Origin of the sequence: Leisingera sp. NJS204 (assembly GCF_004123675.1) — a bacterium.
In the GTDB taxonomy this organism is placed as follows: Bacteria; Pseudomonadota; Alphaproteobacteria; order Rhodobacterales; family Rhodobacteraceae; genus Leisingera.
In genome coordinates this window covers 613,071-625,640 of the sequence record NZ_CP035417.1, presented here as the reverse complement: position 1 = coordinate 625,640, position 12,570 = coordinate 613,071, and the positions used below count along the sequence as shown (strand labels likewise).

General features: G+C 62.5%; 14 protein-coding genes. 6 read left to right on the top strand and 8 right to left on the bottom strand.

What is annotated here, in order from left to right; genetic code table 11:
* Window positions 1–105 precede the first annotated feature (105 nt).
* Both ETW24_RS03135 and pyk read right to left on the bottom strand, forming a co-directional pair.
* Window positions 106–327 carry a hypothetical protein gene (locus tag ETW24_RS03135; RefSeq protein WP_129369705.1) on the bottom strand — a complete coding sequence of 74 codons (222 nt, stop codon included), beginning with the start codon at window positions 325–327 and terminating at the stop codon, window positions 106–108.
* 98 nt (window positions 328–425) lie between these two features.
* Window positions 426–1,871, bottom strand: a complete 1,446-nt coding sequence (pyk, locus tag ETW24_RS03130; RefSeq protein WP_129369704.1) for a pyruvate kinase — start codon at window positions 1,869–1,871, stop codon at window positions 426–428.
* A gap of 120 nt (window positions 1,872–1,991) precedes the next feature.
* Here pyk and ETW24_RS03125 point away from each other — a divergent pair, with 120 nt between their 5' ends.
* From ETW24_RS03125 to ETW24_RS03115, 3 genes are all read left to right on the top strand, one after another.
* Entirely contained in the window at window positions 1,992–2,729 is a 738-nt protein-coding gene (locus tag ETW24_RS03125) for an N-formylglutamate amidohydrolase (protein ID WP_129369703.1), read from the top strand.
* A gap of 93 nt (window positions 2,730–2,822) precedes the next feature.
* Window positions 2,823–3,062 (top strand): DUF6868 family protein, encoded by a 240-nt coding sequence (locus ETW24_RS03120; RefSeq protein ID WP_129369702.1) that lies wholly within the window; start codon window positions 2,823–2,825, stop codon window positions 3,060–3,062.
* An 82-nt stretch (window positions 3,063–3,144) separates the two neighbouring features.
* The gene (locus ETW24_RS03115; RefSeq protein WP_129369701.1) at window positions 3,145–3,459 is read left to right on the top strand and encodes a DUF1244 domain-containing protein; all 315 of its coding nucleotides are present in this window, start codon (window positions 3,145–3,147) and stop codon (window positions 3,457–3,459) included.
* A 927-nt stretch (window positions 3,460–4,386) separates the two neighbouring features.
* Here the strand turns inward: ETW24_RS03115 and ETW24_RS03105 are convergent.
* The 5 genes from ETW24_RS03105 to ETW24_RS03085 form a co-directional block, all read right to left on the bottom strand.
* Window positions 4,387–4,623 (bottom strand): hypothetical protein, encoded by a 237-nt coding sequence (locus ETW24_RS03105; RefSeq protein WP_129369699.1) that lies wholly within the window; start codon window positions 4,621–4,623, stop codon window positions 4,387–4,389.
* 315 nt (window positions 4,624–4,938) lie between these two features.
* Entirely contained in the window at window positions 4,939–5,799 is an 861-nt protein-coding gene (locus tag ETW24_RS03100; protein ID WP_129369698.1) for a D-amino-acid transaminase, read from the bottom strand.
* Between the two features lie 10 nt (window positions 5,800–5,809).
* Window positions 5,810–6,775: an N-acetyl-D-Glu racemase DgcA gene (gene dgcA, locus ETW24_RS03095; protein ID WP_129369697.1), complete on the bottom strand. Its 966-nt coding sequence runs from the start codon at window positions 6,773–6,775 to the stop codon at window positions 5,810–5,812.
* A gap of 150 nt (window positions 6,776–6,925) precedes the next feature.
* On the bottom strand, window positions 6,926–7,927 hold the full coding sequence (gene dgcN / locus ETW24_RS03090; protein WP_129369696.1) for an N-acetyltransferase DgcN: 1,002 nt from the start codon (window positions 7,925–7,927) through the stop codon (window positions 6,926–6,928).
* Between the two features lie 111 nt (window positions 7,928–8,038).
* Window positions 8,039–9,313 carry an MFS transporter gene (locus ETW24_RS03085; RefSeq protein WP_129369695.1) on the bottom strand — a complete coding sequence of 425 codons (1,275 nt, stop codon included), beginning with the start codon at window positions 9,311–9,313 and terminating at the stop codon, window positions 8,039–8,041.
* 220 nt (window positions 9,314–9,533) lie between these two features.
* On the opposite strand from ETW24_RS03085, the gene ETW24_RS03080 reads away from it, so the two are divergent.
* The gene (locus ETW24_RS03080) at window positions 9,534–10,493 is read left to right on the top strand and encodes an L-malyl-CoA/beta-methylmalyl-CoA lyase (protein WP_129369694.1); all 960 of its coding nucleotides are present in this window, start codon (window positions 9,534–9,536) and stop codon (window positions 10,491–10,493) included.
* Window positions 10,494–10,559: 66 nt separating this feature from the next.
* The gene (locus ETW24_RS03075; RefSeq protein WP_129369693.1) at window positions 10,560–11,162 is read left to right on the top strand and encodes a hypothetical protein; all 603 of its coding nucleotides are present in this window, start codon (window positions 10,560–10,562) and stop codon (window positions 11,160–11,162) included.
* A 284-nt stretch (window positions 11,163–11,446) separates the two neighbouring features.
* On the opposite strand, the gene ETW24_RS03070 is transcribed toward ETW24_RS03075, so the two are convergent.
* The gene (locus ETW24_RS03070) at window positions 11,447–11,899 is read right to left on the bottom strand and encodes an Lrp/AsnC family transcriptional regulator (protein ID WP_129369692.1); all 453 of its coding nucleotides are present in this window, start codon (window positions 11,897–11,899) and stop codon (window positions 11,447–11,449) included.
* A 73-nt stretch (window positions 11,900–11,972) separates the two neighbouring features.
* Between ETW24_RS03070 and ETW24_RS03065 the strand changes: the two genes are divergently transcribed.
* Window positions 11,973–12,569: a LysE family translocator gene (locus ETW24_RS03065; RefSeq protein ID WP_129369691.1), complete on the top strand. Its 597-nt coding sequence runs from the start codon at window positions 11,973–11,975 to the stop codon at window positions 12,567–12,569.
* Window position 12,570 lies beyond the last annotated feature (1 nt).

Here is a 12,570-nt window from a genome sequence, read left to right as displayed (position 1 = left end):
AATGCGGGTTCGCTAGACGCGCGACTCGGCATGCCTAAGAAAGGCCGGCCACGCGGAACAGAGCTGCCCAATACGCAATGCCTGCCCGATGGGCAAGCCGATTCTCTACAGAAGGCGTCCCAGAACCCGGAAAAACGCATCCGGGATCTCGTCAATGCGGTAGCCGCCGGGTTTCATCATCACCGCATAGGCGATCAGACCGATGGCAATCAGAATGGTCGCCACGGATGTCCGCGGCGGCCGCCGTTCGCTGAATGCCGACAGAATCGACGGCACCGAAAACCCGGCAATCACCAAACCCGCTATCAGCGGCAAATCGGTCCCCATAAACCACGTCCCCCATCACGGCCTGACACAAGGAAATGGTAGGCGAGGGGCCGATGTTTTCAAACTTCGCTGCCGGCCTGCAGACAAGCAGCTCCCCGTTATTCCGGATCAGTGCTGTAAATCAATCGCTCATCACAGGGGGCAATGCGCAGGATATTGGTGGTGCCCGGCACGTTGAAAGGCACGCCGGCGGTGACCACGATCTGGTCGGTGTCCCCGGCATAGCCGCCGGAGCGCGCCGCCCGCGCCGCACTGACAACCGCGCCTTTGAAGCGGTCCAGTTCCGGCGTCATCACGCATTTGCAGCCCCAGCTGAGGCACAGCCGCCGGGCGGTGGCGCTGACCGGGGTCATGGCGATGATCGGCACACCGGGGCGCTCGCGGGCGGTCAGCAGTGCTGTGGTGCCCGACTGGGTAAAGCAACAGATCGCCTTGATCTCGGTCTTTTCGGCAATCTCGCGCGCTGCCGCCACAATGCCATCAGCAACAGTGGTGCCCTTGGCCGAACGCGAGGCGGCGATGATCTGGGTATAGGTGGGGTCTGCCTCGACCTCGACCGCGACCTTGTCCATGGTCTGCACCGCCTCGATCGGATACTGGCCTGCCGCGCTCTCGGCGCTCAGCATGATCGCGTCGGTGCCCTCGTAGATCGCCGTGGCGACATCCGAGACTTCGGCCCGGGTCGGCATCGGGCTTTCGATCATGCTTTCCAGCATCTGGGTCGCCACGATCACCGGCTTGGCCGCCGCGCGGCATTTGCGCACCAGCCGTTTCTGGATCGGCGGCACCGCCGCCACCGGCAGCTCAACCCCCAGATCGCCCCGCGCCACCATGATCCCGTCCGAGGCATCCAGGATAGCCTCGAAATCCTCCACCGCCTGCGGCTTTTCGATCTTAGACAGCACCGCGGCGCGGCCATCGGCCAGCCCGCGGGCCTCGAACACGTCCTTGGCCCGCTGCACAAACGACAGCGCCAGCCAATCCACACCCAGGGCGCAGACAAATTCCAGATCCGCGCGGTCCTTCTCCGACAGCGCCGCCAGCGGCAGCACCACGTCGGGCACGTTCACCCCCTTGCGGTTCGAAATGGTGCCGCCGATTTCCACTGTGCAATCGGCAAAATCCGCTCCGCAGTCATCAACTGCCAGACGGATCTTGCCGTCATTGACCAAGAGATGCGCACCGGGTTCCAGCGCCTGAAAAATCTCCGGATGCGGCAGGCACACGCGGGTTGCGTCGCCCTCGGCCTCATCCAGATCAAGACGGAAGCTGGCGCCCTCCACCAGATCCTCGGCGCCATTGGCAAAGACACCCACCCGCAGTTTCGGCCCTTGCAGATCGGCCAGGATCGCAATCGGGCTGTCCAGATCCTGCTCCACCTGGCGGATGATCCTGTGCTTTTCGGCAATCTCCGGATGGCTGCCGTGCGACATGTTCAGCCGGAACACATCGGCGCCGGCCTCATGCAGGGCGCGGATGGTTTCATAGGTCTCCGAAGCCGGCCCCAGGGTGGCGACAATCTTCACATTGCGCGAACGTTTCATAGGGGTCTTCTCCTTCGGGCCTGACTTATGTTACCGCAAACAGCGTTCAGGGTGCTTATCCCCCAATTCCCATTCTGCCGCAACTCCCGTAAACAGCTTGCGGCAAAACATATCAGGCTCATGACATACACACCCTATTTTGTTCACGGCGCAGACCGTCCCGCCCGCTGGCTGATCACCTGCGACCACGCAACCAACCATGTGCCGGATTTTGCCGGCGGCGGCGATCTGGGCCTGCCGCGTGCGGATATGGAACGCCACATCGCCTATGACGTCGGCGCCTATGAGGTGGCCAAACTGCTGGGCGGGATGCTGGACGCGCCGGTGGTGGCGTCGAACTTCTCGCGGCTGGTAATCGACCCCAACCGCGGCGAGGACGACCCGACCCTTCTGATGAAGCTTTACGACGGCACCATAATTCCAGCCAACCGCCACGCGGGCACGGCAGAACTGAAGGAACGGCTGGAAGGCTGCTACCGCCCTTATCACCGCGCCCTGGCCCGGCTGGCCGAACGCCCCGGCACCGTGATCGTCTCGGTCCACAGCTTCACCCGCCAGCTGCGCGGGCGCGAACCGCGCCCCTGGGAGATCGGCATCCTGTTTCCCGAAGGCGAACGGTTTTCGCCCTTTGTGATCGAGGAATTAAAGGCCGAGGACGGCCTGTGTGTCGGCATCAACGAGCCCTACACCGGCCACCTGCCCGGCGACGCGATTGAGACCCACGCCACGCATGCAGGCCGCCCCAATACGCTGATCGAGCTCAGAAACGACCTGATTGCCGAACACGATGGACAGTGCAAATGGGCGGAACGCCTGGCAAGTGTTCTGCCTAAAGCCCTCGAAAATTCAGGTCTCTGATCTGCGGCACGCTACCGCATGATCTTGCAGCGGTGCCCGGCGCCCCCCACATCAGGGCTGGAAACGCGGCACAGCAACGGGAAAGGAGCCATCATGGCCCAGGAAACCCTCTCCGCCTTCTTCGGCTGGCTGACCATCTTGCACATCGGCCTGTTCACCCTGTCTGCCATCCTCTTGATGCTGCTGCAGGACTGGGTGGCGCGCCTGCACGCCCGGATGTTCGGACTGGCGCCGGCCGATGTCAGCCTCACCGTTTACCGCTGGCTTGGCACCTACAAGATTGTGATCCTGGCCACCGCGCTGGGGCCGTGGCTGGCGCTGCAGCTGGCCTGATCCCGGCCGCCCGCGCCCATTGCCCGCCCCGGTCCCGGCTGCTAGGCCTGAGGCGACGCAAGACAACTCCGGAGCCACCGCCATGGACAAGCAAACCGAAATCGAAATCCAGGCCGCCGCCTTCCGCCGCCTGCAAAAGCACCTGATGGAAGACCGCACCGATGTACAGAACATCGATCTGATGAACATGGCCGGCTTTTGCCGCAACTGCCTGGCGCGCTGGTATCAGGAAGCCGCCAATGAGCGCGGCATCGGCATGGACAGAAACGCTGCGCGCGAGGCCTATTACGGCATGACCATGGCCGAGTGGAAAGCCAGCCACCAGACCGAGGCCAGCGCCGAAAAGCAGGCGGAATTCGAGGTCGCGTTCAAGGAAAATGTGACAGACCGGCAATAGGCTGGCCAGCAGGCGTTTTCAGGCGACCGCGGGCGGGGGTGCGGTTTCTGCGGCCAAAGAAAGGCTGTGAATATCACTGCCCCGCCCAGAACCGTTGCCGCGCCCATACGTTCCGCCAGGATCAAATTCGCCAGTGTGAACCCCGCTGCGCCCGCGCAAAACCCGGCCCAAGGCCGTCCGGCGCGGCCTGCCTGCGGGTCATGCCGGGATGGTTCACCGGTTCGATGTTGATCGCCTCTGCCCCCAGCGCTGCCAGCTGACAGGCCGCGAACGGCCCCGCCTAGACATGGGCGAGATCGAGAACCTGCACTCCTTCAAACGGCTGCATGGAAGACCCTCCCTGTTTCCTGAAGGCCAGGCGCCGCAGCAAGCCCTTTCCCGGCCCGTGCCCGCCATTCCGGCTGTCGTTTTTCTGCAAAATCCGCCAGGCCAAGAGGAACGGCGCAGGGGCGCTGCCCCTCTTGGCCTGGCGGCCAATTCACCCTGGGGTATTGCAGACCAGAAAGAAGCACGGTTTGGAAATTTGACCCGCCCGCAAGGCGGGAAAAGTCTTGCGTGGCTTACACCATGGGTAAATACACTCGGCACAGAGCTTTATTGGAAGACTGAGAATGAAGACTTTGATACCAGCGTTGGCCCTTGCAGGCGCTCTTTTGTCCCCTGCGGCCCTGTTCGCCAGCACGCTGGAGCCGGCAGGTATCGTTCGGCAAGGAATTGTAATGCATGGCGGAGGCTGCCGGAAAAGCTCTCCTCCGGGCCAGTGCTGCCATATGGAAACGGCAACCGGCACAGTCCATTGCCATTGAAAACCAAAGAGGCCGCCGGTCAGCGGCGGCCTTATCATTTCTGTTGCGGGGCCGTGCCGGGATTAGTCATTTGAGTGATCCGGCACCGCAGGGCGCTGCAGGCAGGACAGGGCGGTGATTCTTAGCCGCGGAACCGGCCAAGCAACCGCGCGGCAAGCGAACTTGTGACTGAAGGCTCAGACGCCCGCGCTTTGCCCGTGAACCAGCCGCGCTTGGCAGCCGACTGCGCAATCTCCGGGTCAATGGCCTCTTCTGCGGTCAGCACCCTGCGCACGGCTGCCAGGATCTCGGCCTCGCTGCCCTCGGCTGACGGGCATTCCACAACGGCTGCGAACTCCGGCTGAAAGGTCTGATCCATTGGGCAACTCCCTAACGTGAAACTCTGGCATCCCCCCGCTTATGCGGGCAGCGCTTTCTATGTCCCCACCCTATCCTAATTCGTCCGGAACTGGCCCTTTTTGTGTAAAATTAGTTAAAATCCCGCCGCAATCAGTCCCGAGCAAGGACATTCACCCGGGGCGCGTGCGATTGTTAATCCCCGAGCATCAATGGCAGCCAATCCTCACCCCGCTAAATCCATGTGAAGGCCCCGTCATCCGCAAAAAATGCAGAAAGGCCGCCCCATTGGGACGGCCCTCATCAATCCGGGCATCTGCAATCCAGGCTGCGTGTCTCAGACTGCTTTCTTGCGGCTTTCTTCCAAATAGATCTCGCGCAGGCGCTTGGCGATCGGTCCGGGAGTGCCGTCACCCAGCGCCGCACCATCGATCTCCACCACCGGCATCACAAAGGCGCTGGCAGAGGTGGTGAAGGCTTCATCCGCCTCTTTCGCCTCATCAATGGTGAACAGGCGCTCCTCGATCTCCATCTGCGCTTCTTGCGCCAGGCGCAACACCGCGGCGCGGGTGATGCCGTGCAGGATGTCATTGGACAGCGGCCGGGTCACGATCTTGCCGTTCTTCACATAATAGGCGTTGTTGGAGGTGCCCTCGGTCACATAGCCGTCCTCAATCAGCCAGGCATCGTCGCAGCCCGCCTTCTTGGCCATCATCTTGCCCATAGACGGATACAGCAGCTGCACGGTCTTGATGTCGCGGCGGCCCCAGCGGATGTCCTCGATCGAAATGATCTTGGCGCCTTTCTGTGCGGCCGGGCTGTCGGCCAGGCCCGGCTTGTTCTGGGTGAACAGCACCAGCGACGGCGGGGTATCGGCGGAGGGGAACACAAAGTCACGGTCGCCGTCGGAGCCGCGGGAGACCTGCAGGTACACCAGGCCTTCCTCAATGCCGTTCAGCTCCACCAGCTTGCGGTGGATTTCCAGCAGCTCGTCCTTGGTACAGGGCGAGGCCATGTCCAGCTCTTTCAGCGAGCGGTCCAGGCGCACGGCGTGGCCGTCAAAATCGATCAGCTTGCCATCCAGAACCGAGGTCACCTCATAAACCGCATCGGCAAACAGAAAGCCGCGGTCAAAAATCGAAACCTTGGCTTCCCCTTCAGGCAGGTATTCGCCATTCACAAAAACGGTACGGGTCATGGTATTCTCCTTAGCCCCAGAGTGCAGCCACAGGCGGGTGCACGCCTTCGGCATCAAATGTCAAAGGTTCCTCGCGGTCTTCGGCCAGCAAGAGCGGCCCGTCAAGATCCGTAACCGCCGCACCCTGCGCCACAAGCGTCGCCGGCGCCATCGCCAATGAGGATCCGACCATGCAGCCGACCATCACCTGATACCCTTCGGCCAGCGCCTGATCACGCAGCTTCAGCGCCTCGGTCAAGCCCCCGGTCTTGTCCAGCTTGATGTTGACCACATCGTATTTGCCCTTGAGCTTCGGCAGGCTCTCGCGGTCATGGCAGCTCTCATCGGCGCAAACAGGCACCGGGCGCTCCATGCCAATGAGGGCCGCGTCCTCACCCGCAGTCAGCGGCTGCTCCACCAGCTCCACGCCCAGCCGCACCAGATGCGGCGCAAGTTCGGCATAGACTTCGGCTGACCAACCCTCATTAGCATCGATGATGATCTTGGCATCCGGCGCTCCGGCGCGCACCGCTTCCAGGCGGGGCATGTCGTCGGGGGTGCCCAGCTTGATCTTCAACAGCGGGCGGAAAGCATTTTCCGCGGCCTGCTTTTGCATCTTCTCCGGCGTGTCAAGCGACAGCGTGTAAGCAGTGATCTCCGGCCCAGGGGCTTCCAGCCCGGCCAGTTCCCAGACACGTTTGCCGGCCTGCTTCGCCTCCAGATCCCACAACGCGCAATCCACTGCGTTGCGGGCAGCACCAGCGGGCAGCAGCGATTGCAGCTCTGCGCGGGTGAAATCAGCAGGCAGCCCCTCTATCTCACCCGTCACGCTGTCCAGCGTCTCGTTGTAACGGGCATAAGGCACACATTCGCCCCAGCCGGTGACGCCGTCCCTCTCCACCCGCACGGTCAGCACTTTGGCTTCGGTGCGCGAACCGCGCGAGATGGTGAAAACCTGCGCCAGCTTAAAGACGTCCGGTGTAACAGTGATGTTCATGAAACTGCCCCTTCCTGCGGCGCCCCGCGCGTGGCGGCGAACCTTAGCCGGAGGCCTGGAAAACCCGGCTCCGGCGTATTCATCTTTTCAAAAATACTCCCGCCGGAGGCACCTGCCCTGTCGGCAAGCACCTCCGGCGGGGCTGTTAGATCAGACCGCGGCCAGCGCGTCCACCAGGCGGCCTGCACCGTGGCGGTACGGGTCGACGGCGGGCAGGCCCATCCGCTCTTCAACTTCGGCCAGATACTTGACCGCTTCATCCTCGGACAGGTGCTGGGTGTTCACCGAGATACCGACAACCTTGCAGGCCGGGTTGGCGCGCTGTGCCAGCGGCAGGGCCACGGCTTTCAGCTCTTCCAGGCTCGGCACGTCATAATCCGGCAGGCCGCGCATATGGGTGCGGGTCGGCTCGTGGCACAGGATCAGCGCATCCGGCTGGCCGCCATGCACCAGCGCCATGGTGACGCCTGAGTAGGAGACGTGGAACAGCGAGCCCTGGCCTTCGATCAGGTCCCAGTGGTCGTCGTCGTTGTCAGGGGTCAGATATTCGATCGAGCCCGCCATGAAGTCGGCAATGACCGCGTCCAGCGGCACACCGTGACCGGTGATCAGGATGCCGGTCTGGCCTGTGGCGCGGAAGGTCGACTTCATGCCGCGTTTCTGCATGTCCGCGTCCATTGCCAGGGCGGTGTACATCTTGCCGACCGAACAATCGGTGCCGACTGCCAGGCAGCGCTTGCCTTTGCGCTTGACACCATTGGCAATCGGATAACCGACAGTGGGAACACGCACGTCGTGCAGGGTGCCGCCATGGGTCTGGGCGGCAGCCACCAGGTCGCCCTCGTCGCGCAGCAGGTTGTGCAGGCCCGAGGCGATGTCATAGCCCATTTCCAGCGCCGCGATCAGCACTTCTTTCCATGCGGGCGAGATCACGCCGCCGCGGTTGGCCACGCCGATAACCAGCGTCTTGGCGCCGGCTGCCTTGGCTTCTGCCAGGGACATCTCAGTCAGGCCCAGATCGGCGCCGCAGCCCGGCAGGCGGATCTGGCCGACAGCGTGATCCGGACGCCAGTCGCGGATACCGATGGCAACCTTGGCGGCCAGCATGTCAGGCGCGTCGCCCAGGAACAGCAGATAAGGGGTCTCGATCATCGCGCTCATCCTTCGAGTTAAATTGGTCGCGCTAAAATCGGGCTAATTTCGCGCAAAGTCCTCTCGAAATCACGCGGGAACGCCCTACTTGCACGATTTTCTTCACGAAACCTACTGAATGTCAGAAGATTCTTCGCAAGCACCACTGCTTACAGACGTTTCCTCCTCTTCCGCCCATGATTCCGCCTGCAGCACCCCCGGCTGCGCCACGCCGATCACACCCATGGCCTGGAATTCGCCGGTGTCCTCGGGCGCCCCGGAGGTCGCGCGCCGCGCAATGGCGATCAGCGCCACGGTCACGCCAACCGCGATCAGCAGGTATTGCAGCCCCCGCCCGTCCGCGACGCTGATCATGTTCGGCCCGATCAGAATGCCGAAAAACTGCCCCAGCTGCAGCAGGAACGCCATGGTGCCGCTGGCCGGCACCACCTGCCCCGGCTGCAGCTGGTCGTTGGCGTGGGCCGCCAGGATCGAATAGATCGGCAGCGTGGTTGCAGCGATGACCGAAAACCCGACCACTATGCGCGACGGCGCCGTGTCCACCGCCATCCACAGCGCAACCAGTGCCGAGATCCCCGACAGCGCAATCACCACATAACGCCGGTCAGTGCGGTCCGACAGCCAGCCGACCGGGTATTGCACCAGCGCCGAGGCGATCAGCGCAATCACCAGCGCGCCCGAGGCCTGCGCCTCGCTGAAACCGTTTTGCAGTGCATAAAGCGGCAGGCTGATGTACCAGGCCACCACTCCCGCCCCCATGATGACGATGCCCAGAACCGTCATCGGCGACACTTTGTACAGCCGCGTCACCGGCATCCGGTCCGGCGCCGAGTAATCCGGCGCCCGGATGTTGGACAGCAAAAGCGGCACAATAGCCACCGACAACAGGATCGAAGTGACACCGAACAACAGGTTGCCGCTGGGATCCGGCAGGCCGACCATCGCGGTGCCCAGCGCCGGCCCCGCCGTCTGGATGATGAAATAGACCGACAGCACCTGCGCCCGGATCCGGTTTTCCGACTTGGCGTTGAGCCAGCTTTCGGTGATCACGTAAAGGCCCGGAAAACAAAAGCCCGCCAGCAGCCGCATCGCCGCCCAGCTGACCGGGTCCGAGGTCAGCAGATGGGCAATCGCCGCCACCGAAACCATCGACGCAAGCGCCGAGAACACCCGGATATGGCCGACCTTCTCGATCAGCCTCGGGGTCAGCATTGTTCCCGCCAGCGCCCCCAGCGGATAACAGGCCTGCATGACGGAAATCTCAAGATCCGTGAACCCCAGCGTCGAGCCGCGGATCGTCAGCAGCGTGACCAGCAGCCCGTTGCCGACCATCAGCAGCAGCATGCCCAGAAACAGGGCCCAGTTGTCGATCAATGCGCGTTTCATGAAACTCCATTTCCGCACGGATCTGCGCCCGTGTCTTTTCTTGCGCAATGCAGCATGCCGGCGGCAGTTTCGCGCGGGTTTGCGACGCAAAAGGCGCAAACGGGATTGCCGCAACGCGGCGTTTCGTGCCGCAAGTGCAAAATCCGCTTGCAAGAAGGCGCGCAACTTAATAACCAGAACAGCGAAAATTCTGCAATTTCCTTACCCAGGGGGTTTCCGCATGTCCTTCCGCATCCAGCCCGCCGCTCCGGCGCGTCCCAACCGCTGCCAGCTGTTCGGCCCCGGCTCCAAAGTCAAACTGTTCGAGAAGATGGCCGCTTCGGCGGCGGATGTGATCAACCTCGATCTTGAGGATTCGGTGGCCCCCTCCGACAAGGATCAGGCCCGCGCCAATGTGATCGAGGCGATCAATGGCGTCGACTGGGGCAGCAAGTATCTGTCGGTGCGGATCAACGGGCTCGACACCCCCTATTGGTACCGCGATGTGGTGGACATTCTGGAACAGGCCGGTGACCGGCTGGATCAGATCATGATCCCCAAGGTCGGCTGCGCCGAGGATGTATACGCGGTGGACGCGCTGGTCACCGCGGTTGAGCGCGCCAAAGGCCGGGCCAAACCGGTGTCCTTTGAAGTGATCATCGAGTCGGCGGCAGGCATTGCCCATGCCGAGGATATCGCCAAATCCTCGCCCCGGCTGCAGGCGATGTCGCTGGGTGCTGCGGACTTCGCCGCCTCGATGGGGATGCAGACCACCGGTATCGGCGGGACGCAGGAAAACTACTATATGATCCGCGAAGGCGAAAAGCATTGGTCCGACCCCTGGCACTGGGCGCAGGCTGCAATTGTCGCCGCTTGCCGCACCCATGGCATCCTGCCGGTTGACGGGCCGTTCGGCGATTTCTCGGACGAGGATGGCTATATCGCCCAGGCGAAACGGTCCGCGACTCTGGGCATGGTTGGCAAATGGGCGATCCATCCCAGTCAGATCGCGCTGGCCAATCAGGTCTTCACCCCCTCGGATGAGGCTGTGGCGGAAGCCCGCGAGATCCTGGCAGCGATGGAAGAGGCCAAGGCGTCGGGCGCCGGCGCGACTGTATATAAGGGCCGCCTTGTCGATATCGCCTCGATCAAGCAGGCTGAAGTGATTGTGGCCCAGGCCGAACTGATTGCGAACAGCTGACGCCGGTTCGCATAGACAAAGTGCAAAGGCGTCCCGATGGGGCGCCTTTTCCGTATGGAGAGTTTGATGACAAAATTGACTTTGCTGCATACGGCAGAGGTGCATGCAAGGACGTTCCGGGCGTTGGCACCCGAAGCGGATCTGAACCAGCAAGTGCGCAGCGATTGGCTGGCACGGGCGCGGGATGGCATTGGCGCGGATCTGAAAGCAGAGATTGCTGCGGCAATCAGCGCGGCTGACGGCCCGGTGCTGTGCACCTGCACCACACTTGGTCCGGTAGCAGAGGAGGCAGGCGCCATCCGCGTCGACTGGCCGATGATGCAGGAAGCGGCGCGGATCGGCGGGCCGGTGCTGATGGCCTATTGCCTGGACAGCACCGCGGCCCCATCAGAGGCGCTGCTGCGGCGGGCCTTTGGCGGGTGTGATCCGCAACTGGTCCCGATGTTTCTAGGGCAGCACTGGCCGTTGTTTGAAACGGGCGCCGGTGCGGATTTTTCTGCTGCCATAGCAGAAAGCATCGCAATGGCGCTTAAGGATGGCGCCTTTGGCTGCGTTGTGCTGGCGCAGGCCTCGATGGCCGGGGCGGCAGCAGTGCTGCGGGCGCAGACCCAGGTGCCGGTGCTGGCCTCACCGGAGATTGCCATGCGGGTTTTGCTGGCACACCGCTGAACCAGTTGACCCCGGCCACGAGTTTTGCCCGGCAAGGCCCTCTGCCCCTCCGGTTGTTCATCTGTTCTGGATCATGTTCCCAGTGCCGTTACCCAGTGCCGTATCAGCGTGGCGGTTAAGGATTGGCGGCGCCGCCAATAAGGCGGAGACGGGCGGGCGTATCCGCCCGCATGCTAAACGTTGTCTTTGCGGCAGACGTTTCGCAGTGAGTGTTTAGGAGAAAGATGAAGAAGCTCTTTGTTTCACCTTTTTACAAATACTCAAAATCCAAAGCCGGCAAGGGATCACGCCCGCAAGTCTTTGGGCGAACCCATTACCACATAGGTGGTGATTGCTGTGACATAAGGAGACGTGCCCAGGATATCAGTATGGAATTTCTTGTAGCTGGGCAGATCGGCGCATTCGACGCGCAGGAGGTATTCAATGGTGCCGGTGATGTTGTGGCATTCAACCACCTCGGGCGCGGCCTGCATGGCATGTTCAAAAGCTTCCTGCGCGTCCTTGGTGTGCTCACCCAGGCCGACGCCGATATAGGTGGCAAAGCCTATCCCCAGCTTTTGCCGGTCCAGCACGGCACGGTAACCGGTTATGACGCCGGCGCGCTCCAGCTCCTGCACCCGGCGCAGGCAGGCCGAGGGCGAAAGGCCCGCACGCTCGGCCAGTTCCAGATTGCTGATCCGGCCGTCCCGGGTGAGTTCCTGCAATATTTGTTGGTTTATTTTATCATTCTTCGCCATTGATTGTGAAATTACGCCGCAAACGCTGCAAAACGCAATTTCATTTGGCAATCACTGCGCAATCTTCTTGCCCATGACCTATGAACTCCTCTTTGCGCTGGCCGGTTTTGTTTTTGGCACGGTCTTCACGCCCGGCCCGAACAACCTGATGCTGATGGCCTCGGGGGCCAATTTCGGCTTTCACCGGACGATTCCGCATTTGCTGGGAGTGGCGGTCGGCTTCCCACTGATGATCCTGCCGGTCGGGCTGGGGGTGATGCATCTGTTTGATGCCTTCCCGGTGCTGACCCCGGTGATGACGGTGCTGTCTGTGGCCTATATGCTGTGGCTGGCCTGGAAGATCGCCAATGCCGCGCCGCCGCGGGAGGGGGCAGCCGAGGGCAGGCCTTTGAGTTTTGTGCAGGCCTGCGCCTTTCAATGGGTCAACCCCAAGGCCTGGGCGATGGCGCTGGGGGCAATCACGCTTTATGCCGCCAGCCGCGACCTGAGTGCCATTCTGTGGGTCTCCGGCACCTACCTGCTGATCGGCTGTTTTTCGGCATCGACCTGGACCATGCTGGGCCAGCAGCTGCGGCGGCTGCTGACCCGGCCCGCGCAGCTGCGGGCGTTCAACTGGACCATGGCCGCGCTGCTGCTGGCATCATTGGCAGCGATCCTGCTGCAGGCGTAGG

Bases quoted from the DNA above. Each gene is read 5' to 3' on its own strand.
- dgcN (WP_129369696.1), bottom strand. From the start codon at position 7,927: ATGATCGAGACCCCTTATCTGCTGTTCCTGGGCGACGCGCCTGACATG.
- ETW24_RS03070 (WP_129369692.1), bottom strand. From the start codon at position 11,899: ATGGCGAAGAATGATAAAATAAACCAACAAATATTGCAGGAACTCACC.
- dgcA (WP_129369697.1), bottom strand. From the start codon at position 6,775: ATGAACATCACTGTTACACCGGACGTCTTTAAGCTGGCGCAGGTTTTC.
- ETW24_RS03120 (WP_129369702.1), top strand. From the start codon at position 2,823: ATGGCCCAGGAAACCCTCTCCGCCTTCTTCGGCTGGCTGACCATCTTG.
- ETW24_RS03105 (WP_129369699.1), bottom strand. From the start codon at position 4,623: ATGGATCAGACCTTTCAGCCGGAGTTCGCAGCCGTTGTGGAATGCCCG.
- pyk (WP_129369704.1), bottom strand. From the start codon at position 1,871: ATGAAACGTTCGCGCAATGTGAAGATTGTCGCCACCCTGGGGCCGGCT.
- ETW24_RS03125 (WP_129369703.1), top strand. From the start codon at position 1,992: ATGACATACACACCCTATTTTGTTCACGGCGCAGACCGTCCCGCCCGC.
- ETW24_RS03100 (WP_129369698.1), bottom strand. From the start codon at position 5,799: ATGACCCGTACCGTTTTTGTGAATGGCGAATACCTGCCTGAAGGGGAA.
- ETW24_RS03080 (WP_129369694.1), top strand. From the start codon at position 9,534: ATGTCCTTCCGCATCCAGCCCGCCGCTCCGGCGCGTCCCAACCGCTGC.
- ETW24_RS03085 (WP_129369695.1), bottom strand. From the start codon at position 9,313: ATGAAACGCGCATTGATCGACAACTGGGCCCTGTTTCTGGGCATGCTG.
- ETW24_RS03065 (WP_129369691.1), top strand. From the start codon at position 11,973: ATGACCTATGAACTCCTCTTTGCGCTGGCCGGTTTTGTTTTTGGCACG.
- ETW24_RS03135 (WP_129369705.1), bottom strand. From the start codon at position 327: ATGGGGACCGATTTGCCGCTGATAGCGGGTTTGGTGATTGCCGGGTTT.
- ETW24_RS03075 (WP_129369693.1), top strand. From the start codon at position 10,560: ATGACAAAATTGACTTTGCTGCATACGGCAGAGGTGCATGCAAGGACG.
- ETW24_RS03115 (WP_129369701.1), top strand. From the start codon at position 3,145: ATGGACAAGCAAACCGAAATCGAAATCCAGGCCGCCGCCTTCCGCCGC.